This is a genomic window from Protaetiibacter intestinalis, assembly GCF_003627075.1.
GTDB classification, from domain to species: domain Bacteria; phylum Actinomycetota; class Actinomycetes; order Actinomycetales; family Microbacteriaceae; genus Homoserinibacter; species Homoserinibacter intestinalis.
The window spans coordinates 1,923,657-1,946,225 of sequence record NZ_CP032630.1; the positions used below are offsets into that span (position 1 = coordinate 1,923,657).

The following is a 22,569-nucleotide window of genomic DNA, read 5'->3' on the forward strand; positions in this document are numbered from 1 at the left end:
GATGCCAAGAGAAAGAAGTCGATATGCGTACTCGCACGAGTAGATATCTCCTTGCGACCGTGGCTGCACTCGGTCTCGCGCTCGCGGGATGCACGGCGCCCGGAAGCGGCACCACTCCGAACACCGACGACACGGGAGAGGTGCCGGACACCCCGTCGGCACCCGTCACGCTCAACATCCTCGACGTCGCCGGCAACCAGAAGCTGACCGGCCCGATGGTCGACCAGTTCGTCGCGGAGCACCCCGACGTGATCTCCTCGGTCACCTGGGAGTCGGCCGGCTCGCCCGACCTCGTCGGCACGATCAAGCCGCAGGTCGACAGCGGGCAGCTCTCGGTCGACCTCGTCATGACCGGCAACGACGGCCTGTCCGCGGGCATCGGCCAGGACCTCTGGGTGCCGATCGTCGACGACTACGGCGACCGCCTCTCCAACCAGGCGAACTACCTCGAGCCGGCCGCCGCGATGCAGGAGCTCGCCCAGGGTTACGGCGTCGTCACGACCTACTACCCCTCCGGTCCGCTGCTGCAGTACAACCCCGACGTCGTGACGGATGTGCCGTCGACGCCCGAGGAGCTGCTGGCCTGGGCGAAGGCGAACCCCGGCAAGTTCGGCTACGCGCGGCCCGCCAACTCGGGACCGGGTCGCACCTTCCTGATGGGGCTGCCCTACATCCTCGGCGACTCCGACCCGAAGGACCCGGAGAACGGCTGGGACAAGACCTGGGCGTACCTGAAGGAGCTCGGCACCACGATCGACAACTACCCGACCGGCACCGGCCAGGTGATCACCAACATGGCCGACGGCACGTGGGCGCTCATCCCCTCGACGACCGGCTGGGACATCGAGCCGCGCGCGACCGGCAAGGAGCCGACCACGATCGAGGCGGCGCCGTTCGACGACTTCACCTGGGTCACGGATGCGCACTACGCGGTCGTGCCGAAGGGTCAGTCGGCCGACAAGCTGTCCGCGATCCTGCTGTTGCTCCAGTACATCCTCGAGCCCGAGGTCAACGCGATCGCCTACGACAGCGGCTACTTCTACCCCGGCCCGTCGGTCGAGGGCGCGACGCTCGACAAGGCGCCGCAGGCCAGCCAGGACCTGCTCGAGGAGTTCGGCCGCGACTGGTACGACGAGCTCATCGACGAGATGCCGAAGGCGACCCCGCTGTCGCCCGCCGAGCTCGTGACGGCGTTCGACATCTGGGATCGCGAGATCGGTACCGGAAAGTTCGAGGCGAAGTAATGGGTCTGTCGGCCGGCGCCTTCACGTCACTGGAACTGAGAGGGGTGGGGCGCAGTTTCGGCGGGCGTGAGGCGCTGGCCGGCTTGGACCTGACGATCCGTGCGGGCGAGTTCATCGCCCTGCTCGGGCCCTCGGGCTGCGGCAAGTCGACGGCGCTCAACTGCCTCGCGGGGCTGCTGCCGCTCACCCACGGTTCGATCTGGATCGACGGCGAACGCATCGACGTGCTGCCGTCGGAACGCCGCGACTTCGGGATGGTGTTCCAGAACTACGCCCTGTTCCCGCACCTGTCGGTCGCGAAGAACATCGCGTTCGGACTGCAGATGCGCCGTCTGCCGCGTGCCGAGATCCAGCGGCGAGTCGCCGAGGCGCTCGCGCTCGTCAAGCTCGAGGAGCACGCACGGAAGCTCCCCGGGCAGCTCTCCGGCGGGCAGCAGCAGCGCGTCGCGATCGCCCGCGCGGTCGTCATCGAGCCTCGGCTCGTGCTCATGGACGAGCCGCTGTCGAACCTCGACGCGAAGCTGCGGCTCGAGATGCGCACCGAGATCCGGCGGCTGCACCAGTCGCTCGGCCTCACGACCGTGTACGTCACGCACGATCAGGAGGAGGCGCTCTCGCTCGCCGACCGGCTCGTCGTGCTCCGCGAGGGGCGCGTGCAGCAGATCGGCACGCCCGAGCAGCTCCACGACCACCCCGCGAACTGGCACGTGGCCGACTTCATGGGGTACCGGAACCTGCTCGAGCTGCGGCTCGAGTCGCTCTCGGGCGACACCGCGGTCGTGGCCGGGCGCGGGCTGCGGCTCGCCGCGACGGCCGTGCAGGAGGTCGTCGTGGGCGACGCGGTACGGGTCGCGGTGCGGCCGTCCGACCTGGTGCTGCGACGCGCGGGCGAGCCCGCGGCGTCGGGCGCCAACAGCATCGAGGGCGTCGTCAACGTCGTCGAGTACCAGGGCCGCGAGTTCGCCGTCGACGTGACGACGCCCGACGGGGTCGAGCTGCACGTGAAGTCGGACTTCGCCCCCGAAGCGGGATCGACCGTGCAGCTCGCGCTCGACCCCTCGCGCGCGCTCGTGTACGCCGAGCGGCTCGACGGGACCGCGCTCGCCGCGCCCGCACTCGCTGAGGTCGGCGCGTGAGCACCGTCGCGACGCCCGCCCGCAGCTCGGCGGGCCTCCGGCACCGGCTGGCCGAGCGCGGGATCTCCGGCCGGCTCTGGCTGCTCGCGCCGGCGGTCGTGTTCGCGGTCGCGTTGTTCATCTACCCCTTCGCGTACGGCTTCGGGCTCACGGTGCAGCCGCTGCCGGCCACCGTCGAGAAGTTCGGCGGCGGGATCTTCGCGAACTACCTGGCGTTCTTCCGCGACCCCTTCGTGTTCGACACGGTCTGGATCACGATGCGCCTCGCGCTGCCGGCCGCGCTGTTCAACGTCGCCGTCTCGATCCCGATCGCGTTCAAACTGCGCGCCCGTTTCCGCGGCAAGCGCACCCTGCAGACGCTGCTCGTGCTGCCGATCACGCTCGGCACGGTGCTGACCGCGCAGGGCCTGCTGATCTTCGCGGGGCGGCAAGGGTGGCTCAACCGCTTCCTCATCGACGTCGGCCTCATCGACGAGCCGCTGCAGCTGGTCAACAACTACCTGGGCGTGTTCTTCTCGCTCGTCATCTCGGGCTTCCCGTTCGCATACCTGCTCATCTCTTCGTACCTCTCGGGGATCGACCCCTCGATCGAGGCGGCCGCGAAGACGCTCGGCGCCGGATGGTTCCAGCGCTTCCGGCGGATCACGCTGCCGCTGCTGGCCCCGGGCCTCGCGACCACCTTCGTGCTGACCTTCGTGCTCGCCTTCAGCGTCTTCCCCTCCGCCCGTCTCGTCGGCGACCCCTCCGACGAGACCCGCGTGCTCGCGCTCATGGCGTACCGCGCCTTCGCCGAGCAGCTCGACTACTCGATGGCCTCGACGATCGCGATCCTGATGGGCGCGGTCGAGCTAGCCGTCGTGGCGATCGTGTTCCTCGGTCGCTCGTTCCTCTACCGCGGATCGACGGGAGGCAAGGGCTGATGGCCGTCGCGACTTCCACCGAGGTGGTCGACCTGCGCAACCGGGGACGCGGATCGCGGCCCCCGGGCGAACGCTCGCTCGTCGCCTCGCCCGGCACCTGGTTCGTCTGGGCCGGCATCGCCGTGTTCTTCGTCTTCCTCGCGGGCATCGTCGTGAGCGTGCTCGTCGACTCCTTCGCGAAGCAGTGGTTCACCACGTGGCTCCCCGAGGAGTGGACGGTGGGCTGGTACGCCCAGGCTTGGGACCGTTTCGACCTCACCCACGTCATCGGGGTGACCCTGCTCGTGGCGTTCTCGGTGGTGGCGCTCTCGGTGCTGATCGGCTTGCCCGCCTCGTACGTGCTGGCCCGCACGCGCTTCCCCGGCAAGCAGCTCGTGCTGCTGCTGTTCCTGCTGCCGATCCTTATCCCGCCGATCACCTACGGCATCCCCCTGGCGACCGTGATGTACAACTTCGGACTCGGGCGCACGATCCTCGCGGTCGTGCTCGTGAACCTCGTGCCCTCGGTGCCGTTCGTGATCATCACGATGACGCCGTTCATCGAGCAGATCAATCCGTCGATCGAGTCGGCGGCGCGCATGAGCGGTGCGCGCACGGTGCAGGTGTTCACCCGCATCCTCGCGCCGCTGCTCGTGCCCGGCATCCTCGCCGCGGGGATCCTCGTGCTCGTGCGCACGGTCGGCATGTTCGAGCTCACCTTCCTCGTCTCGGGCCCGCAGTCCGACACGCTCGTTGTCGCCATCTACCGTGCGATGACGAGCGCGGGCGGCGGCGAGGCCCGACAGCTGATCTCGTCGATGGGCGTCGTGTACACCGCGATGATGCTCGTGATCCTCGTGATCGCGCTGCGCTTCATCAACCCGACCCAGCTGGTGGCGCGCGTCAAGGACACCGGCGATGACTGACGCGGATGCGGTGGTCGCGCGATGACCGCCGGGACCCCGGTCGCCCGCCTCTCGCGGGCGACCCTCGACGGCCTGCCGCCCGGAGCGCGGACGAGCGGGCCGCGCGTCGATCCGGATGCCCTCACCATCGGCATCGTCCACTTCGGGCTCGGGGCGTTCCACCGCGCCCACCAGGCCGTCTTCACGGAGGACGCGGCCGCGGCCGCCGGGGACACCCGTTGGGGGATCCTCGGCGTGACCGGCCGGTCCGACACGGTCGTGCGGCAGCTGCAGCCGCAGGACGGCCTCTACGGGGTGCTCACCCGGGACGCGCACGAGTCGTCCCTGCGCCTCGTGGGGTCGATCCGCGACGTCGCCTGGCCGGGTGACCGGTCAGGCGACGTCGTCGAGACGGTCGCGGCAGCCACCACCCACCTCGCGACGCTGACGCTCACCGAGCGCGGCTACCCGCTCACGGCGGAGGGCCGTCTCGACGAGACCGCCCCCGGCATCCCCGAGGATCGCGTACTCGTCGCCCGCGAGCTCGCGGGGGAGCGGTCGGCGGAGGCCTCGCACACCCCCTTCGGTCTGCTCGTGCGGGGTCTGGCCCGGCGTTACCGGCAGGGCGGCGCCCCGTTCACGGTCGTCTCCTGCGACAACCTCGCCGACAACGGCGCGGTGGCCAGACGGGTGGTCGCGGGTTTCGCGGCGACGCTCGAGCCGGGGTTCGGGGACTGGCTCACGGCATCCGTCTCGTTCCCCTCGACCATGGTCGACCGCATCACGCCCGCGACGACCCCCGGCGACCACGCGATCGCCGAAGGCCTGCTGGGCCTGACGGACGCCGGACTCGTGGTCGCGGAGCCCTACGGCCGCTGGGTTCTGGAGGACGCCTTCGCGGGCGAGCGGCCCCCGTGGGAGCTCGCGGGCGCCGTGCTCACGGACGACGTCGCACCGTACGAGACGATCAAGCTGCGGGTGCTCAACACGGCGCACCTGCTACTCGCCTGGACGGGTCGGCTGCGCGGCCACGCCACGATCGCCGAGGCGGTGGGCGATCCGGAGCTGCGCGAGCTCGCGCGCCGCACGATCGACGACGACATCCTGCCGACACTCGTCGCACCCGTGGGCGTGGACCTCGCGGCGTACCGCGACGCGGTGCTCGACCGCTTCGCCAACCCGGCGCTCGCCCACACGACCGCCCAGGTCGGCTCGAGCGGCTCGCAGAAGCTGCCGATCCGCGTCGTGGGGACCGTGCTCGACCGGCTCGCCGCGGGGGCGGTGCCGCACGGGCTCGCCCACCTCGTGGCGGCGTGGATCGCGCTCGCCGCCCGCAGCACCCTGCCCGGGGGGCCCGCGCTCGACGACCCCGGCGCCGGTGAGCTGCGGGCGCGCATCGGCGGCCCGGACGCCCTGCGCACCGACCCCGCCTCCGCCGTGCGCCGCGTGCTCGCCTGGGTAGCCGTCTTCCCGCCCGAGCTCGCCGCGCACACCGGATTCCGGGACGCCGTGGTCGCCGAGCTCACGGGCATCGAGGCACGCCTCGCATCCGCATCCACGACAAGGAGCACCGCATGATCATCGAACGCGCCGACGTCATCGTCACGAGCCCCTCCCGCAACTTCGTCACGCTCAAGCTGACCACCGACGAGGGTCACACGGGGCTCGGCGACGCGACCCTCAATGGCCGCGAGCTCGCCGTCGTCTCCTACCTGCGCGACCACGTGGTGCCGCTGCTCATCGGCCGCGACGCGCACCGCATCGAGGACACCTGGCAGTTCCTCTACCGCTCGGCCTACTGGCGTCGCGGGCCCGTGACGATGGCGGCGATCGCCGCGGTCGACATGGCGCTCTGGGACATCAAGGGCAAGGCCGCCGGGATGCCGGTCTACCAGCTGCTGGGCGGTGCCTCGCGCACGGGCCTGCTCGCCTACGGGCACGCCTCCGGGAAGGACCTGCCCGAGCTGTTCGACTCGGTGCGCCACCACCTCGAGGAGGGCTACCGCGCCATCCGGATCCAGACCGGTGTGCCGGGTCTGACGTCGATCTACGGCATCGCCTCGAACGCGGCGCACGAGCACCCGGGCTCGGCGGCGGCGGCCTCCGGTGGCCGCTACGACTACGAACCGGCGCGTCGTGGAGCGTGGCCCAAGGAGGAGGACTGGGACACCCGCTCCTACCTGCGCCACGTGCCGACGGTGTTCGAGGCGGTGCGGGGCGAGTTCGGGCCGGAGCTGCCGCTGCTGCACGACGCCCACCACCGGCTGACGCCCATCCAGGCCGCGCAGCTCGGCAAGGCGCTCGAGCCGTACGACCTGTTCTGGCTCGAGGACTGCACCCCCGCCGAGAACCAGGAGGCGCTGCGGCTGGTGCGACAGCACACCACGACCCCGCTCGCGATCGGCGAGGTGTTCAACACGGTGTGGGACTACCAGCAGCTGATCCGAGAGCAGCTCATCGACTACGTGCGCGGCTCGGTCACCCACACGGGCGGCATCTCGCACCTGAGGAAGGTGCTCGACCACGCCGCCCAGTACCAGATCAAGTCCGGCATGCACGGGCCCACCGACATCTCGCCCGTGGGGATGGCGGCGGCCATGCACCTGGGGCTCGCGATCCACAACTTCGGCATCCAGGAGTACATGCGCCACAGCGCCGCGACGGATGCCGTGTTCCGGCAGTCGTTCACCTGGCGCGACGGGCTGCTGCATCCGGGGGATGCGCCGGGCCTCGGGGTGGAGCTCGACGTGGACGAGGCGGGCCGCTATCCGTACGAGCAGGCCTACCTGCCGTTCAACCGGCTCGCCGACGGCACGGTGCACGACTGGTGAGGTTCGCGGCGGACGCGGCTAGCGTGGAGGGGTGAGCTCCCGCGCCGTCGCCCCCGTCGTCGTGGCGGGCGTCTCGGGCTCCGGCAAGTCGACGGTGGGCGCGCTGCTCGCCGAGCGGCTCGGGGTGCCGTTCGTCGACGGCGACGCCCTGCATCCGCCGGCGAACGTCGCCAAGATGGCGGCCGGCATCCCGCTCGACGACGCCGATCGCGGCCCCTGGCTCGACGCCGTCGGGGAGCGGCTGGCGGCCGGCTCCGTCGTGGTCGCCTGCTCGGCGCTGCGCCGCGCCTACCGCGACCGGCTGCGTGCGGCCGCCCCGTCGGTGCGCATCGTGCTGCTCGACGGCACGCGCGAGCTGCTGGGCGAGCGCATGGCCGCGCGGGCCGAGCACTTCATGCCGCCCGCCCTGCTCGACTCGCAGCTCGCGACCCTCGAGCGCCCGGCGCCCGACGAGCATGTCGCCGTCTACGACGTCGCCGTGCCTCCCGCCGAGCTCGCGGATGCCGTGCTGCACGATCTGGAGGACGCATGACCGACCGGCTGCGCGTGGTGATCGCGACGCCCCTCACCCGGGAGCTCGTCGAGCTCATCACCCGCGACGAGCGGCTCGAGGTGGTGTGGGAGCCCGAGCTGCTGAACGATCCCGAGATCGACTGGATGGTGGGGCCGAGACAGCGCACCCCCGAGGACCAGGCCCGCTACGAGGCGCTCCTCGACAGCGCGGAGGTGCTCTTCGGGGTGCCCGACCAGTCGGGGCGCGCGCTCGCCCGGACGGTGGCTGCCAACCCGCGGTTGCGCTGGGTGCACACGATCCCGGCGGGCGGCGGCCAGCAGGTGCGGGCCGCGCGCCTCGACGACGCCGCGCTCGCCCGCATCCTGTTCACGACCTCTGCGGGGGTGCACGCCACCCCGCTCGCCGAGTTCGCGGTGTTCGGCGTGCTCGCGGGGGCGAAGCGCCTGCCGTGGCTGCAGGGCATGCAGCGCGAGCGGCGGTGGGGGCCGCGCGAGCCGCTGCGGCTGCTCGCCGAGACGACGGTGCTCGTGGTGGGACTCGGCGCGATCGGGCGCCTCACCGCCGAGAAGCTGAGCGCGCTCGGCTGCCGGGTGGTCGGCGTGCACCGCCGCGAGGTGGAGGCGGCGGTCGAGGAGATCGTGCCCGTCGAGCGCTTCGCCGAGGCCGCCGCCACCGCCGACGCGATCGTGCTCGCGCTGCCCGGGACGGATGCCACCCGCGGCATGCTCTCGGCCGAGGTGCTCGCGGCGGTGAAGCCCGGCATCACGGTCGTGAACGTCGGTCGCGGCACGACGGTCGACGAGCCGGCGCTCGTCGAGGCGCTCCGCGACGGGCGGGTCGGGCTCGCGGTGCTCGACGTGACCGCGGTCGAGCCGCTGCCCGAGGACAGCCCGCTGTGGGGGATGCCGAACGCCGTGCTCGCCCCGCACACCGCGGCCATCAGTCCGCACGAGCCGCGGCTCATCGCCGAGCTCTTCGCCGAGAACGCCCGCCGGTTCCTCGACGGCGAGACGCTCCTCAACGTCGTCGACACCCGCGAGTTCTACTAGGCAGGCACCCGTGCCCCGACCGCTGCTCAGCCTCCTCGTCTCCCTCGCGGCGACCGCCGTCGGGCTGCCCCTGCTCTGGCTCGGCAGCGCCCTCGCGCTCGACGGGGTCGACCTCGACGACGAGTCCTCGACGGCGGGCCTCATCGGGCCCGCGCTGCTCGCGCTGCTCGGCGCCGTGCTGCTGGGCGCGGCCGGCTACGCGATCCGCTGGTCGGCGCTCGGTCCGATCGCGGTCGGCGGGCTGCTCGTGGCCGTCTCGGCGGTCGCGCTCGCCTGGGCGCCGTCGGGCGCATCCACCCCGCCGCTCTGGCAGCTGGTGTTCGCGCTCGATGCGCCCGCGCACGCGCTCTCGACCGGGCTCGCGATGACGCTCGCGTGCGGGGTGACGCTGCTCGTCGGTGTCGCGCTGCTCGTCGGCGGGCTCGTCCGGCTGCGGCCGGGGGAGCCTCGGATGCCGTGGCGGCTGCTCGCGATCGGCGGCGGACTCGTCGCGACCGTCGCGACGGTGTGGGGGCTCGTCACGGGCGTCGGGGTCTACACCGGCTACGTCGTGCTGCGCGAGGCGTACCCGCCGGCCGTGTGGCAGCTCGCGGCGCTCGCCGCGGCGCTCGGCGTCGCGCTCGTGCCGCTTCGCGCATCCGCCACCGGGGCCTGGATCGCGGGGGTGCTCGTCACGGGCCTCGGTCTGCTGCTCATCGCGCCGCTGCCGGAGATCCTCGCGGCGCTGCCCGGCGAGCTCGCCCTCAGCGTGCTGACCCTCGGACCCACGGGATTCCTCGCCGCCGTCGGCCTCGCGCTGCTGGGTCTCGCGGCCGGGTCCGGCTCGTCCCGGAACTCGGGTAGGATGGTCGGCGAACTTCGGCGAGGGTCGTCGTCCTGACGGACGGTGACCGTGATCGACGCGGTGGGCAGGCCCCAGAGTCTTTCCTCACGCTGTTGCGCGTTCGAGTTGAAACCAATCCACAGACCGGGCTGAGGCCCAAGGAGACACCATGTCCGACGACAACAAGCTCGTCGCGGAGGTCCGCGACCAGTTCGGCAAGGGCGCTGCCCGCAAGATCCGCGCCGTGGGCAAGGTGCCCGCGGTCATCTACGGCCACGGCACCGAGCCCCAGCACATCACCCTCCCGGCCCACGAGGTCGGCCTCATCCTGCGCAAGGCGAACGCCGTGCTCGACCTCGACATCGCGGGCAAGAACCAACTCGCGCTCGTCAAGGACGTGCAGAAGGACCCGGTGCGCCAGATCATCGAGCACATCGACCTCATCGTCGTGAAGAAGGGCGAGAAGGTCACCGTCGACGTGCCGGTGCACGTCGAGGGCGAGTCGTTCGCGGGCACCATCGTCGCGCTCGACGCCACGACCCTCACGATCGAGGCCGAGGCGACCCACATCCCCGAGCGCCTCGTCGTGAACGTCGAGGGCGCCGAGGAGGGCACGCACGTGCTCGCCGGCGACGTGGAGCTGCCGAAGGGCGCGACCCTCGTGTCCGACCCGGAGACGCTCGTCGTGAACATCACCGCTCCCGCCAAGGTCGACCTCGGCGAGGAGACCGAGGCGGCCGAGGCCGCCGAGGAGGCGCCGGCCGAGGAGGCCGCCGCCGAGGCTGCCGCGGAGTAAGTCGCCCACCCCGTGGCGGATGACGTCTGGCTCGTAGCCGGGCTCGGGAATCCCGGGCCCGGCTACGCCGCTCACCGCCACAATGTCGGCCAGTCGGCGCTCGACGTGCTGGCCGACCGCATCGGCGCGCGCTTCTCGCGCCACAAGTCGAACACCCTTCTCGCCGAGGGCCGCCTCGGGCCGGGGCTGCCGAAGCTCGTGCTCGTGAAGCCGCTGTCGTTCATGAACCTCTCGGGCGGCCCGGTCTCCTCCGCCGCCAAGTTCTTCGGCCTCGGCGCCGACCGCATCGTCGTGCTGCACGACGAGCTCGACATCCCCTTCGACACCGTCAAGCTCAAGGTGGGCGGCGGCCACGGCGGCCACAACGGCCTGCGCGACATCCAGTCGGCGCTCGGCACGCCCGACTTCGCGCGCGTGCGCATCGGCATCGGGCGCCCTCCCGGCCGGCAGGACGCCGCCGACTTCGTGCTCTCGCCGTTCTCGAAGGCCGAGCGCGAGGTGCTGCCGTCGCTGCTGTCGGATGCCGCGGACGCCGCCGAGGACCTCGTGCGCGACGGCCTCGTCGCCGCCCAGCAGCGCTGGCACAGCCCGCGCGACCCGCAGACCCCCTAGGAGACCACGGGCGCGAGCGCCTCGGCGAGCAGCTGCCGTGCCCGCTGGTAGCGGGTGCGCGCCGTGGAGGCGTTGAGCTCGAGCAGATCGGCCGCCTCGCCCACGCCGAAGCCGTCCCAGTGCACGAGCATCACGAGCTCGCGCAGCTCCTCGGGCAGCGCGGCCACGGCATCCCGCACCTCCTGACCCTCGGCGGGGTCGGGGTGGGTGGCGACGAAGCCGGCGACCTCGACGCCCAGCCGGTCGGCGAGCGCGCGCCGGCGGCGCACACCGCGGCGGTGGTTGGCGAGCACCCGGCGGGCCACCCCGTACAGCCACATGCGGGCGTTCTCGGGCTCGTCCGGCAGGTCCCGCCGGCGTCGCCAGGCGGTCAGCAGCGTCTCGCCGAGCAGGTCGGCGGCGTCCTCCCGCGGCGTCACGCGCCTGCTCAGGTAGCCGAGCAGGTCGGCCGCGTTCGCGTCGACGAGGGTGCGGATGCGGTCGTCGCGCACCATCAGCAGCTCGTGCCCTCGTCGCTCGCGAAGACCGTGACCCGCAGGTTGCCGGTCGCCTCGTCGACCTCGACGACCACCTGGTTCGAGGGGTCGTCGCCGCCCTCGACGACCTCGCCCTGCACGATCACGGCGAGCGTGCAGCCGCTGTCGCCGTCCACGACGGTCAGCGGCACGGTGTCGTCGGCGGCGCGCGTGACGTCGCTCGGCGCGTCGTCCGTCGCGCCGCCCTCCGCCATCGCGGCGCCCGCGCCGAAGCCGCCGAGCAGCAGGGCGCCCGCCCCGGCCCCGGCCAGCAGCCGCCGGCCGCGCACGCCCCGGGCGCGCGGCACGGTCCGCGCGACCATCGCGTCGAGCTCCGCGGCGACGGCGCGGTCACGCGCCGGGTCCGCGGGGCGCGCCGCGGCGAGCATCGCATCCAGTTCGTCGTCGATCCGGGTGGGCGTCATGGTGTGCATCCTCACATCTCGCGGGGGAGAACCCCGATACCCGGTACGTGTCCGGATGCGAGCGATGCGTCTGCGAGCGGTCGCTACGCGTCGGCGGGCAGCAGCCAGGCGCGCTCGGGGTCGAACGAGATGCCGACGAGCTCGCCGACGGGCACGATCTCCTCGTACACCGGGTCCGACACGACCGCGACGATCGTGCCGACCTCGGTCTCGATCTCGTACTCGACGCTCTCCCCGTAGAAGACCGCGTTGAGCACGCGCCCGTGGTTGCCGACCACCTGGTCGTCGCCCTCCGCGTAGCGCCGCACCCGGATCGCCTCCGGGCGCACCATGAGCACGCTCGCGGCGCTCTGCACGGCATCCGGGTGGGCGCGCGCCGACATCCGCTCGCCGAGCACGACGATGTCGGCGTGTCCCGTGCGGCTCGAGTCGGACGCCTCGGCCACGTCGAGGAAGTTCGCGCGGCCGATGAAATCGGCGACGAACACGGATGCCGGGGTGCGGTAGATCTCGTCGGGCGTGCCCACCTGCTCGATGCGCCCGTTGCGCATCACGACGATCCGGTCGGAGAGGCTCATCGCCTCGTCCTGGTCGTGGGTCACGTAGACGCTCGAGATGCCGAGCAGGCGCTGCAGCCGGCGGATCTCGAGGCGCATCTGCACCCGCAGCTTCGCGTCGAGGTTGGAGAGCGGCTCGTCGAAGAGCAGCACCTTGGGCTTCACGACCATGGCGCGGGCGAGGGCGACGCGCTGCTGCTGACCGCCCGAGAGCTGGTGGGGCGCGCGCTCCGCGAGGGCGGTGAGCCCCATCGAGGCGAGCGCGAAGCCCACCTCCTCCTTGAGCTGCTTGGCGGGGACGCGCCGCAGCCGTAGCCCGTAGGCGACGTTCTCGAACACGGTCATGTGCGGGAAGAGCGCGTACGACTGGAACACCATCGCCATCGGGCGGCGGTCGGCCGTGAAGCGCAGCATGTCGTCGCCGTCGAGCAGCACGCTGCCCGAGGTGGGCGACTCGAACCCGGCGATCATGCGCAGCGTCGTCGTCTTGCCGCAGCCCGAGGGGCCGAGCAGGGTCACGAACTCGCCGGGATGCACCGTGAGGTCGACGTGGTCGACCGCGGTCACGCGGTTCTCGCCGGAACCGAACGACTTCTCGACGGCGCGCAGCACGAGCTCGCCGCTCGCGGCATCCGTCGAGCGGGTGGCACGCGGGGACAGGGTGGAGGTCATGGCGGGATCCTTCGGGTTCATTCGAGGGTGGTCGAGGAGGACAGTCCGGCGGCCCCCCGGGGGACGGAGCTGTCGCGGACGAAGAGGTTGAGCAGGCCGATGACCGACATCACGATGACGATGAGGATCGTGCAGTACGCGAACGCGTTGCCGAACCGTCCCGCGTCCACCTCGGAGAGGATCTGCGAGGTCATGATCTTGGTCTGCGGGGTCGTGATGAAGATGATCGGCGACAGGGTCGTCATCGAGCGGGCGAACGCGTAGGTGAGCCCGGCGAGCAGCGCCGGACGGATGAGCGGCAGCGTCACCTTGCGGAACGTCGTCATCCCGGAGGCCCCGAGCGAGGCGGACGCCTCGTCGATGGCCATGTCGATCTGCTGCAGGGACGCGACGCCCGCGCGCTGCCCGGAGGGGCTCGACCGGATGACGTACACCATGACGATCGCGACCGCGCCCCCGAACACGGCCCCGCCGCCCGCGAGCGCGGGCAGGAGGGCCACGTTGCCGAAGCCGAGCGGGGAGTTGAAGGTCAGCGCGTAGCCGATGCCGAGCACCGTGCCCGGCACGGCGAGCCCCAGCATCCCGAGGAAGTCGAGGGCGCCCTGGCCGGAGCGCAGCTTGCGCACGATGAGCCAGGCGACGACGAGACCCAGCACGCCCGCGATGGGCGTGGCGATGAGGGCGAGGGTCGTCGTGGTGATCATGGCATCCGAGCCGATGCCGCTCAGCACGTAGCGGTAGTGGCTGAGGTCGAACGCGTTGTTGATGCCGAGGATCTTGACGAAGCCGCCGAGCACCACGGTCGCGTAGATCGTGACGATGAGCAGCGCGATGAGGCCGACTCCCGTCAGCAGCAGGATGCGGGCCGGCAGGAAGGTGACGGTGTCGGGGCGGCCCGCGGGCTTGCCCGTCACCGAGACGACGTTCTTGCGCCCCGCCCAGTAGCGCTGCACGAGGAACACCGCGAGCGCCGGCAGCAGCAGCACGATCGAGTAGGCGGCGCCCGCCCCCACGTTGTACTCGCCGGTGATGGCGATGTAGGCGCGCGAGGAGAGCACCGTGAAGTCGCCGCCGATGACGAGCGGGTTCGCGAGGTCGGCGATCGCCTCCACGAACAGCAGCAGGAACGAGCTCGCGAAGCCCGGCACGAGCATCGGCAGCGTGACGGTGCGGAAGATGCGCCACTTGGACGCGCCGATGCTCGCCGCCGCCTCGTCGAGCGAGGGGTCGAGGCTGCGCAGCAGCCCGAGCATGTTCATGTACGCGGCGGGGAAGAACGACAGCGAGAGCACGATCGTGAGCCCCGGCAGGCCGTACAGGGTGGGGCTGAGCCCGAGCAGCTCGTGGGAGACGATGCCGCTGCGCCCGAACAGGGTGATGACGGCGGTCGCCACGGCGAACGGCGGCGAGACGATCGGCAGCAGCGCCAGCAGGTGCAGCAGCTTCTTGCCGCGGAAGTCGAGACGCACCTGCACGTAGGCGAACAGGAAGCCGATCGCGGTGCCGATCACACCGACGAGCACCCCGAGCACGACCGTGTTCTGCACGATCTGCAGGTTGACGCCGGAGGTGAACATCGAGGCGAAGACCTTGAGGCCGTCGGCGGATGCGGCGGAGGAGAGGATGTTGATGAGGGGCAGCACGATGAGCAGGCCGAGCACCAGCACGACCAGGGCCACCGCGATGCGGGTGGGGAGGTCGAGCGGGGTCTCGCGGCGGCGCAGCAGCGACCAGCCGGAGCGGCGCATCGTGGGGATGTCTGTAGTCATGACGGGCTTTCTCGGGGTGGGGTGCGTCGCCGCACCCCACCCCGGCTGATGCGGGCGGCTATTCCTTCGGCTGGGCGGCGATCTCGGCGTCGAAGCGGGCCGTGAGCTCCGGCTTCGCGGCCGCGGCGGCGACGAAGTCGTAGTCGACGAACTTCACCTCGTCGAGCGACACCATCCGCTCGTCGCGCACCGCATCCGGGTTCGTGAGCACCTGGTAGGAGCCCACGGTCGGCCCGATGCTCTGCGCCTCGGCGGTGAGCGCCCAGTCGATGTACGCCTGCGCGGCCGGCTTGTTCTTCGAACCCTTCACGAGCGCGACGCCGCCGATCTCGTAGCCGGTGCCCTCCTTCGGGAACGACACGACGAGGTCGGACAGGCCCTCCTCCTGGTACTTGACGCAGTCGTGCGAGAAGACGATGCCGACGGCCACCTCTCCGCGGCCGGCGATCTGGCCGGGCGCGGTGCCGCTCTTGGAGTACTGCAGCACGTTGTTGTGCATCTTCTTCATGAACTCGAGGCCCTCGTCCTCACCGCCGAGGCGGGTGACCTGGGTCCACAGGGTCGTGAACGCGGTGCCGGAGGTCGACGGGTGCGCCGTGGACACCTGGCCCTTCAGCCTCGGGTCGAGCAGGTCGTCCCAGCTGGTCGGCACGTCGACCCCGAGCTCGTCGAGCACGCGCTGGTTGGAGCAGAAGCCCAGCGCGCCGACGTAGACGCCCGTCCAGTAGTGGTCGGGGTCGCGGTACTTCTCGGGGATGGCGGCGGCGTTCGGCGACTCGTAGGCCTCGAGGAGGCCCGCGTCGCGGGCGGCGCCGAAGCCGTCGACGGGTCCGCCGTGCCAGACGTCGAACTCGGGGGCGTCGCGGGCGGCGTCGAGCCGGGCCACGGTCTCACCCGAGGACAGCCGCACGAAGTCGGCCTTCACGCCGGTCTCGGCGGTGAACGCGCTCGTCATGGCCTGGCACCAGTCCTCCATCGCGCCGCACGCGATGGTGATGCTGCCGCCGAGCTCGTCGGGCTGTTCGCTGTCGTCGGCCGTCGGGGTGACCGCGCAACCCGTCAGGAGCAGGAGCGACATCGCCGTCGCCCCCACCAGTGCGGGGATTCGCTTCATGAGGGGGTTCCTCTTCTCTCGGTGTCGGGAAGGGTGCTTCTCGACACTCGTCGTCGAGAGGCGTTCTCCACGCTAGAGAGGTGCGCGACCGGCGTCGGTAACGGTGGCCGACGTTCGGTGACAGTTCTGTGACCGTCGGTCAGGGGGCGGGCAGCCGGGGCATCCGGTAGCCGCGCCCGCGCACCGACTGGATGTAGTGCGGTGCCGCGGAGGAGTCGCCCAGTTTGCCGCGCAGCCGGTAGACGGCCGTCTTCACCATGTCGCGTCCGCCCAGCATGAGGTCGGTGCCCCACACCTCCTGCAGCAGCAGCCCCCAGCCGACCTCCTCGTCGAGCCGGGAGGCGAGCGCCATGAGCAGGTGGAACTCGCTCTGCGAGAGCGGCACCCGGGTGCCCGCCCGCAGCACGGTGAGCGTGCGCGGGTCGATCACGAGGTCGCCGTTGACGATGCGGGATCCCGCGGGCGCCTCCCGGTAGCGGCGCGCGACCGACATCGCACGCAGGGCGAGCTCGCGCGGGTGGAAGGGCTTCACGACGTAGTCGTCGGCGCCCGCCTCGAGCCCGGCGACCCGGTCGGCCGCCTCGCCCTTCGCGGTGAGCAGGATGATCGGCACCTTCGAGACGGTGCGGATGCGGCGGCACAGGGCGATGCCGCTCGCCCGGGGCAGCATGACGTCGAGGATGATCGCGTCGAAGCTCTCGCGTTCGAACGCCGTCCATGCCTGTTCGGCGTCGGATGCCTCGACCGTCGTGAAGCCCTGCGTCTCGAGGGCGAAGGTCACGATGTCGCGCATCTGGCGCTCATCGTCGACGACGAGCGCCCGGGGTTGCGGCTGTTCCTGGTGCGTCGTCATCCTCGACCGTCTCGTTCATCGCGGGAATGGCCAGGATGATAGTCGTTCCGCGCCCCGCGACCGTGTCGACGTAGAGATCTCCGCCGTGCAGGCGGGCGATCTGCCGCGTGATGACGAGTCCCAGCCCCGTGCCGTCGCGCAGCGGGTGCCCGCTCGCGAACCTCTCGAACAGCCGTCGCCGCTCGAGCTCGTTCATCCCCGTGCCGTTGTCGCTCACGGAGATCGTGGCGCCGCCGTCGAGCCCGTGCGCGACCCGCACGAGGATGGTCGAGGCATCCGGGCTCGCCTTGACGGCGTTGTTGACGAGGTTGGTGATCGCCTGCCGGATCAGCCCCGCGTCGACCCAGAGCCGGGGCGGCGCGCCGGGCACGTCGAGGTCGATGGCGATCGTGTGCAGCCGCCGCAGCTCCTCGACCGTGCGCCGGGAGAGGGCGCGCAGGTCGGTGCGCGACAGGTGCAGCGAGAACATCCCGGCGTCGATCCGCGCCTGCGTGAGCAGGTCCTCGGCGAGCTGCACGAGGTGGTCGGAGTTGGCGCTGATGGTGGTGGCGAAGCGCAGCTGCTGCTCGTTGAGGGGGCCGGGGGACTGCTCGATGAGCAGGTCGCTCGCGCCCTTGATGAGGCTGAGCGGCGTGCGGATCTCGTGGCTCAGGATGGTGACCCGCTCGGTCGACTGGCTCGCGATCGAGCGCACCCGGGCCGCATCCGCACGGAGCCGGCTCCACTCGGCGACGGCGGACCAGGCGGCGACGCCGCCGGCGATCGCGCTCGCCACGACGGCGCCGATCGCCCAGCCGGTGCGCTCGAGCCCGATCGCCACGACCGCGGCGATGAGCGCGAGTCCGGCGATCGCGGCGGCGACGACGAGGACCGCACCGCCGGTCAGTCTCCGCCGCGGCGGCGGAGTCGGCTCGTCGGCGATGGCCACGGCGACCAGTGTAGGTCGCGGGCGGTCTCCCCTCGCGGGGTCGACGCGGGCGCGTCAGCGCGAACGGGCGAGGGCGGAGTTCGGCTCCTGCTGTCGATGGCCCTCGCCCTCGTCGCCGTCCGCGGCGACATCGCCGAGCGCCGCCGCCAGCTGCTCCCGGGCCCGCTGGTAGCGACCCCGGGCCGTGGAGGGGTTCAGGCCCAGCAGCGCCGCCGCCTCGACGAGACGGAACCCGTCCCAGTGCACGAGCATCACGAGCTCCCGCAGCTCGTCGGGAAGCGCGGCGACGGCTGCGCGCACCTCGACCCCCTCATCGGGCGCCGGATGCTCGGCGGCAACGCTCTCTCGTAGACGCTCGGCGAGGGCCGAGCGGCGACGGGTGCCGCGGCGGTGGGTCTCGAGCACGCGCCGCGCCACCCCGAACGCCCACATCCGCGCCGCCTCGTGCTCCGACGGCAGGCTCCGTGCGCGTCGCCACAGCACGACGAGCGTCTCGCCGACCAGGTCGGCCGCGTCCTCACGCTGCCGGACCCGACGCAGGAAGTAGCGCAGCAGTTCGGGCGCCACCTCCTCGATGAGCGGGGTGAGCTCGCGGTCTCCCCGCGTCACGGCAGGGGTTCGCAGTGGGTCTCGGACGGCATCGTCATGCCGTAGTCCACGAGGCCCGTAGTGCCGAGCTCGTCGCCCATCGCCACCCACACCCGGAAGCTCCACCAGTTCGCGGCGAGCGTCGCCTCCAACGTCGCGCGATCTATGCCGGTGTCCGGGAAGTCCTCCGGCGTGTAGGGGGTGGTCTCGGAATCCACCTCCCCGAGCGGGGCATCCTGGTCCACCTCTGCGAGATAGCGGCGGGCCGCGTCGGCGACGGCCGGATCCAGCCCGGGTTCGATGCGCATGGCGACCTCGCAACCGTAGGGCCCTCCCGAGGTCGTGGCGACGTAGTCGAGGCGCACGATCGCGTCGGGCTCGATGGTCCATCCCGTCCACGGCAGCACCCCGGACGCGGCGGCCGTGGCGGTGCCGCCCAGCAGCGCCATGCCGAGCACGCCCGCGCCCAGCACGGAGTTCCGCCGGCGCCGGGCCCGAGTCGTGTGGGCGTCGCGCGCTCCCGCGACGAGCGCATCGAGCTCCCCCGTGACCGCGTCGGCGAGGTCGCGATCGGGCGCGGCGGTGGCGAGTCGGTGGTCGAGGTCGGTGGTCATGGCGGCTCCTTCGCTGGGGTCTCACTCTGTTCCTGACCGGCAACGCCCGCAACGTCCACGCCGGCTTCGTGGGCGGGCGGACGGTGTCCTCGCACGCGCGTAAGCTCCCACGAGTGGGTCTCGCTCCTTTGATTCCGGTGCTGTCGCGCGCCCAGAGCTACGCGGATGCGCTCGCGGGGGCCTCCTCCGACGGCGACTTCTCCGCCGTCGAGGGGCTGCGGGTGCCCCTGCTGGCGGGGCTGCTCGAGCGGCGCACCCGGGCGTCGGGCACGGGGCAGGCGCTGCTCACGGTCGCCGCGACGAGTCGCGAGGCGCAGGCCGTCGCGGAGGCGTTCGCGTGCTGGGCTCCCGAGGCGCTCGTGCTGCCGTTCCCCGCCTGGGAGACCCTGCCACATGAGCGGCTGAGCCCGTCCGCCGAGACGGTCGGTCGGCGCCTCAAGAGCCTGCGCGAGCTGCGCCGCTGGCAGGACGGGCCGCGCGAGCGCCCGCTCGTGCTCGTGGCATCCGTCCGCGCCGCCCTGCAGCCGCTCGCCCCCGGGCTCGACGAGCTCGAGCCGGTCGTGCTCACCCCGCAGGGGCGCGGCTACGACATCGCGCAGCTCGCCGTGCGGCTCGCCGAGCTGGCCTACACGCGCGTCGACCTCGTCACGCGGCGTGGGGAGTTCGCGGTGCGCGGCGGCATCCTCGACGTCTTCCCCCCGGACGCCGTGCACCCCGTGCGCGCCGACTTCTTCGGCGACGAGCTCGAGCAGTTGCGGGCGTTCTCGGTCGCCGACCAGCGCTCGCTGCCGGGCGAGGTGCCGCCCGTGGAGCTCGGCCCGGCTCGCGAGCTGCTCATCACGGATGCCGTGCGCTCGCGCGCGAGCGAGCTGCGGCACGAGTTCGAGGGCGTCGCGGGCATGCTCGCGAAGATCGCCGAGGGCATCCCCGTGGAGGGCATGGAGTCGCTCACGCCCGCGCTCGTCGGGCGCCTCGTGCCGCTCACCGACTACCTGCCGGAGGATGCCGCCGTCGCGGTGCTCTCGCCCGAGCGGGTGGCGACCCGAGCCCTCAGCCTCGCCGAGACGAACCGCGAGTTCCTCGAGGCCGCGTGGAGCGCCGCCACGGCGGGCGCCCAGGCCCCCATCGACCTGCAGGCGAGCCTCGACACGGGCGACTTCCTCACCGTCTCGGGGCTGCGCGCCGAGGCCCGCCCCCGCAGCTGGTGGACGGTCAGCCCCTTCGACGCGGACGACGAGGAGGTCTCGCGCGTCGACGGCCGCGCCATCCCGAGCTTCGCGGGGCAGGTCGACGGCGCCGCATCCCACGTCGCGGCGCTGCTGAAGGGCGAGTGGTCGGTCGCGATCGCGGCCGCAGGCGTCGGCCTCGTCGACCGCGCCGCCCAGGTGCTCGCCGAGCACGAGGTGGCGGCGCGCATCGTCGACGCCGCCCCCGCGGAGCCGGAGGCCGGGGTCGCCTACCTCGTCACGGGTTCCGTGGAGGCGGGTTTCGAACTCGACGACGCCCGCTTCGCCCTGCTCTCGGAGGCCGAGTTCTACGGCCGCGCCGCCGGCATCGACTCCCGCCAGCCGAAGCGGCTCGCGAGCCGCCGCCGCAACGTCGTCGACCCGCTGCAGCTGAAGCCCGGCGACGCCGTCGTGCACGAGACGCACGGCATCGGCCGCTTCGTCGAGCTCGTCACGCGCGAGGTCACGGGCGGCGGCCGTGTCGCCCGCGGACCGCTCGGTACGAAGCACGAGAAGGTCACCCGCGAGTACCTCGTGCTCGAGTACGCGCCCTCCAAGCGCGGCCAGGCCGGCGACCGGCTCTTCGTTCCCACCGACCAGCTCGACCAGCTTTCCCGCTACGTCGGCGGCGAGAACCCCGCCCTCAGCAAGATGGGCGGATCCGACTGGGCGGCCGCGAAGGGCAAGGCGCGCAAGGCGGTGCGCGACATCGCGGTCGAGCTCGTCAAGCTCTACAGCGCCCGGATGGCGAGCCCCGGCCACGCCTTCGGCCCCGACACGCCCTGGCAGCGCGAGCTCGAGGAGGCGTTCCCCTTCGCCGAGACCCCCGACCAGCTGCAGACCATCGACGAGGTGAAGGCCGACATGGAGCGGCCCATCCCCATGGACCGGCTCATCTCGGGCGACGTCGGCTACGGCAAGACCGAGATCGCCGTGCGCGCCGCGTTCAAGGCCGTGCAGGACGGCAAGCAGGTGGCGGTGCTCGTGCCGACCACGCTGCTCGTCAAGCAGCACATGGAGACCTTCCAGGAACGCTTCGCCGGCTTCCCCGTGCACCTGCGCGCGCTCAGCCGCTTCCAGACCGAGAAGGAGTCGAAGGCGACGCTCGAGGGGCTCGAGCGGGGCGAGGTGGATGTCGTGATCGGTACCCACCGCATCCTCTCGGACGCCGTGCGGTTCAAGGACCTCGGCCTCGTCGTCATCGACGAGGAGCAGCGCTTCGGCGTCGAGCACAAGGACCAGCTCAAGAAGCTGAAGACCAACGTCGACATCCTGGCGATGAGCGCCACCCCCATCCCGCGCACGCTCGAGATGGCGGTCACCGGCATCCGCGAGATGTCGACGCTCGCGACGCCGCCCGAGGACCGGCACCCGATCCTCACCTTCGTGGGGCCGCGCTCGGACAAGCAGATCACCGCGGCGATCCGGCGCGAGCTGCTGCGCGAGGGGCAGGTGTTCTTCGTGCACAACCGGGTGTCGTCGATCAACCGGGTGGCCGCGGAGCTCGCCGAGCTCGTGCCGGAGGCGCGGATCGCGGTCGCGCACGGCAAGCTCACCGAGCACCAGCTCGAGCAGGTGATCGTCGACTTCTGGGAGCGGAGATTCGACGTGCTCGTGACGACGACGATCATCGAGACCGGCATCGACATCGCGAACGCCAACACGCTCATCATCGACGCGGCCGACAAGTACGGCCTGTCGCAGCTGCACCAGATCCGCGGGCGCGTGGGCCGTGGCCGCGAGCGGGCGTACGCGTACTTCCTCTACGACGCCGAGAAGCCGCTCACCGAGACGGCGCAGGACCGGCTCGAGACGATCGCCGCCAACAACGAGCTCGGCGGCGGCATGCAGATCGCCCTCAAGGACCTCGAGATCCGCGGGGCGGGCAACCTGCTCGGCGGCGAGCAGTCCGGCCACATCGCGGGCGTCGGCTTCGACCTGTACCTGCGGATGATCGGCGAGGCCGTCTCGGCGTTCCGCGGCGACGTCGCCGAGGGACAGACCGAGCTGCGGCTCGAACTGCCGGTGGATGCGCGCATCCCCGAGGAGTACATCGAGTCGGAGCGGCTGCGGCTCGAGGCGTACCAGAAGCTCTCCACGGCATCCGCCCCGCTCTCGCCCGACGACGCGCTCGACCGCGTCGTCGAGGAGCTCGCCGACCGCTACGGCGAGCCGCCCGAGGCGGTGCAGCAGCTCGTGGCGGTGTCGCGGCTGCGGCGCCAGGCGCAGAAGGCGGGCCTCGGGGAGGTCGTCGCGATGGGCGGGCGGATGCGGCTCGCGCCGCTCGACCCGCCCGACTCGATCCAGGTGCGCCTCACGCGCATGTACCCGGGCGTCAAGTTCTTCGCCGCCCAGCACGCGGTGAACGTGCCCATGCCGGAAGACGCCTCGGATGCCGAGCTCATCGCGTGGGTCGGTCAACTGCTCACGGCCGCGGTGCCCGCGTCCGCTCCCGTCGGCTGAGCGGCGACCGGCCGCCGCCCGGAACCGGCGCGCCGC

21 protein-coding genes are annotated in these 22,569 nt (G+C 72.0%); 12 read left to right on the plus strand and 9 right to left on the minus strand.

All coding sequences use genetic code 11. The annotated features are described in order from the left end of the window. The first annotated feature begins 59 nt into the window (after positions 1-59). From D7I47_RS09070 to pth, 11 genes are all read left to right on the plus strand, one after another. Positions 60-1,244 (plus strand): extracellular solute-binding protein, encoded by a 1,185-nt coding sequence (locus D7I47_RS09070; RefSeq protein WP_227000563.1) that lies wholly within the window; start codon positions 60-62, stop codon positions 1,242-1,244. 83 nt (positions 1,245-1,327) lie between these two features. Next, a complete protein-coding gene (locus D7I47_RS09075) occupies positions 1,328-2,380 on the plus strand; it encodes an ABC transporter ATP-binding protein (protein ID WP_264371270.1) in 1,053 nt (350 codons plus the stop codon). Further along, a complete protein-coding gene (locus D7I47_RS09080; protein ID WP_120762743.1) occupies positions 2,377-3,300 on the plus strand; it encodes an ABC transporter permease in 924 nt (307 codons plus the stop codon). Before D7I47_RS09075 ends, D7I47_RS09080 begins: the two co-directional genes overlap by 4 nt. After that, complete coding sequence (locus D7I47_RS09085) at positions 3,300-4,205, plus strand: ABC transporter permease (RefSeq protein WP_120762744.1); 906 nt, start codon at positions 3,300-3,302, stop codon at positions 4,203-4,205. Before D7I47_RS09080 ends, D7I47_RS09085 begins: the two co-directional genes overlap by 1 nt. 21 nt (positions 4,206-4,226) lie before the next feature. Further along, a complete protein-coding gene (locus D7I47_RS09090) occupies positions 4,227-5,762 on the plus strand; it encodes a mannitol dehydrogenase family protein (RefSeq protein WP_120762745.1) in 1,536 nt (511 codons plus the stop codon). Beyond that, the gene (gene manD / locus D7I47_RS09095; RefSeq protein WP_120762746.1) at positions 5,759-7,015 is read left to right on the plus strand and encodes a D-mannonate dehydratase ManD; all 1,257 of its coding nucleotides are present in this window, start codon (positions 5,759-5,761) and stop codon (positions 7,013-7,015) included. Before D7I47_RS09090 ends, manD begins: the two co-directional genes overlap by 4 nt. A gap of 31 nt (positions 7,016-7,046) precedes the next feature. After that, on the plus strand, positions 7,047-7,547 hold the full coding sequence (locus tag D7I47_RS09100; protein WP_120762747.1) for a gluconokinase: 501 nt from the start codon (positions 7,047-7,049) through the stop codon (positions 7,545-7,547). Then, positions 7,544-8,578: a D-2-hydroxyacid dehydrogenase gene (locus tag D7I47_RS09105; RefSeq protein ID WP_120762748.1), complete on the plus strand. Its 1,035-nt coding sequence runs from the start codon at positions 7,544-7,546 to the stop codon at positions 8,576-8,578. Before D7I47_RS09100 ends, D7I47_RS09105 begins: the two co-directional genes overlap by 4 nt. A gap of 10 nt (positions 8,579-8,588) precedes the next feature. Further along, entirely contained in the window at positions 8,589-9,458 is an 870-nt protein-coding gene (locus tag D7I47_RS09110) for a hypothetical protein (protein WP_120762749.1), read from the plus strand. A gap of 112 nt (positions 9,459-9,570) precedes the next feature. Then, a complete protein-coding gene (locus D7I47_RS09115; RefSeq protein WP_120762750.1) occupies positions 9,571-10,197 on the plus strand; it encodes a 50S ribosomal protein L25/general stress protein Ctc in 627 nt (208 codons plus the stop codon). A gap of 12 nt (positions 10,198-10,209) precedes the next feature. After that, entirely contained in the window at positions 10,210-10,809 is a 600-nt protein-coding gene (gene pth, locus D7I47_RS09120) for an aminoacyl-tRNA hydrolase (protein WP_120762751.1), read from the plus strand. On the opposite strand, the gene D7I47_RS09125 is transcribed toward pth, so the two are convergent. The 9 genes from D7I47_RS09125 to D7I47_RS15065 form a co-directional block, all read right to left on the minus strand. Then, entirely contained in the window at positions 10,806-11,303 is a 498-nt protein-coding gene (locus D7I47_RS09125) for an RNA polymerase sigma factor (RefSeq protein ID WP_120762752.1), read from the minus strand. The genes pth and D7I47_RS09125 overlap by 4 nt on opposite strands. Then, positions 11,303-11,749 (minus strand): hypothetical protein, encoded by a 447-nt coding sequence (locus D7I47_RS09130; protein ID WP_120762753.1) that lies wholly within the window; start codon positions 11,747-11,749, stop codon positions 11,303-11,305. Before D7I47_RS09130 ends, D7I47_RS09125 begins: the two co-directional genes overlap by 1 nt. Before the next feature lie 83 nt (positions 11,750-11,832). Continuing rightward, positions 11,833-12,978 carry an ABC transporter ATP-binding protein gene (locus D7I47_RS09135; protein ID WP_227000565.1) on the minus strand — a complete coding sequence of 382 codons (1,146 nt, stop codon included), beginning with the start codon at positions 12,976-12,978 and terminating at the stop codon, positions 11,833-11,835. Positions 12,979-12,995: 17 nt separating this feature from the next. Further along, on the minus strand, positions 12,996-14,747 hold the full coding sequence (locus D7I47_RS09140; RefSeq protein WP_227000566.1) for an ABC transporter permease: 1,752 nt from the start codon (positions 14,745-14,747) through the stop codon (positions 12,996-12,998). A 58-nt stretch (positions 14,748-14,805) separates the two neighbouring features. Continuing rightward, entirely contained in the window at positions 14,806-15,861 is a 1,056-nt protein-coding gene (locus D7I47_RS09145) for an ABC transporter substrate-binding protein (RefSeq protein ID WP_120762756.1), read from the minus strand. A 139-nt stretch (positions 15,862-16,000) separates the two neighbouring features. Beyond that, positions 16,001-16,714, minus strand: a complete 714-nt coding sequence (locus tag D7I47_RS09150) for a response regulator transcription factor (protein WP_120762757.1) — start codon at positions 16,712-16,714, stop codon at positions 16,001-16,003. Then, the gene (locus tag D7I47_RS09155; RefSeq protein WP_120762758.1) at positions 16,662-17,642 is read right to left on the minus strand and encodes a sensor histidine kinase; all 981 of its coding nucleotides are present in this window, start codon (positions 17,640-17,642) and stop codon (positions 16,662-16,664) included. The genes D7I47_RS09150 and D7I47_RS09155 overlap by 53 nt, the downstream gene beginning before the upstream one ends. A 54-nt stretch (positions 17,643-17,696) precedes the next feature. Further along, positions 17,697-18,251: an RNA polymerase sigma factor gene (locus D7I47_RS15060; RefSeq protein WP_227000569.1), complete on the minus strand. Its 555-nt coding sequence runs from the start codon at positions 18,249-18,251 to the stop codon at positions 17,697-17,699. Next, a complete protein-coding gene (locus tag D7I47_RS15065; protein WP_227000570.1) occupies positions 18,248-18,844 on the minus strand; it encodes a hypothetical protein in 597 nt (198 codons plus the stop codon). The genes D7I47_RS15060 and D7I47_RS15065 overlap by 4 nt, the downstream gene beginning before the upstream one ends. Before the next feature lie 113 nt (positions 18,845-18,957). Here D7I47_RS15065 and mfd point away from each other — a divergent pair, with 113 nt between their 5' ends. Next, a complete protein-coding gene (gene mfd / locus D7I47_RS09165; RefSeq protein WP_120762759.1) occupies positions 18,958-22,533 on the plus strand; it encodes a transcription-repair coupling factor in 3,576 nt (1,191 codons plus the stop codon). Positions 22,534-22,569 lie beyond the last annotated feature (36 nt).

Excerpts from the sequence above, each read along its gene's own strand:
- D7I47_RS09135 (WP_227000565.1), bottom strand. The coding sequence starts at position 12,978 with ATGACCTCCACCCTGTCCCCGCGTGCCACCCGCTCGACGGATGCCGCG.
- D7I47_RS09105 (WP_120762748.1), top strand. The coding sequence starts at position 7,544 with ATGACCGACCGGCTGCGCGTGGTGATCGCGACGCCCCTCACCCGGGAG.
- D7I47_RS09140 (WP_227000566.1), bottom strand. The coding sequence starts at position 14,747 with ATGACTACAGACATCCCCACGATGCGCCGCTCCGGCTGGTCGCTGCTG.
- D7I47_RS09115 (WP_120762750.1), top strand. The coding sequence starts at position 9,571 with ATGTCCGACGACAACAAGCTCGTCGCGGAGGTCCGCGACCAGTTCGGC.
- D7I47_RS09125 (WP_120762752.1), bottom strand. The coding sequence starts at position 11,303 with ATGGTGCGCGACGACCGCATCCGCACCCTCGTCGACGCGAACGCGGCC.
- D7I47_RS09145 (WP_120762756.1), bottom strand. The coding sequence starts at position 15,861 with ATGAAGCGAATCCCCGCACTGGTGGGGGCGACGGCGATGTCGCTCCTG.
- manD (WP_120762746.1), top strand. The coding sequence starts at position 5,759 with ATGATCATCGAACGCGCCGACGTCATCGTCACGAGCCCCTCCCGCAAC.
- D7I47_RS09150 (WP_120762757.1), bottom strand. The coding sequence starts at position 16,714 with ATGACGACGCACCAGGAACAGCCGCAACCCCGGGCGCTCGTCGTCGAC.
- D7I47_RS09130 (WP_120762753.1), bottom strand. The coding sequence starts at position 11,749 with ATGACGCCCACCCGGATCGACGACGAACTGGATGCGATGCTCGCCGCG.
- D7I47_RS09090 (WP_120762745.1), top strand. The coding sequence starts at position 4,227 with ATGACCGCCGGGACCCCGGTCGCCCGCCTCTCGCGGGCGACCCTCGAC.
- D7I47_RS09085 (WP_120762744.1), top strand. The coding sequence starts at position 3,300 with ATGGCCGTCGCGACTTCCACCGAGGTGGTCGACCTGCGCAACCGGGGA.
- D7I47_RS15065 (WP_227000570.1), bottom strand. The coding sequence starts at position 18,844 with ATGACCACCGACCTCGACCACCGACTCGCCACCGCCGCGCCCGATCGC.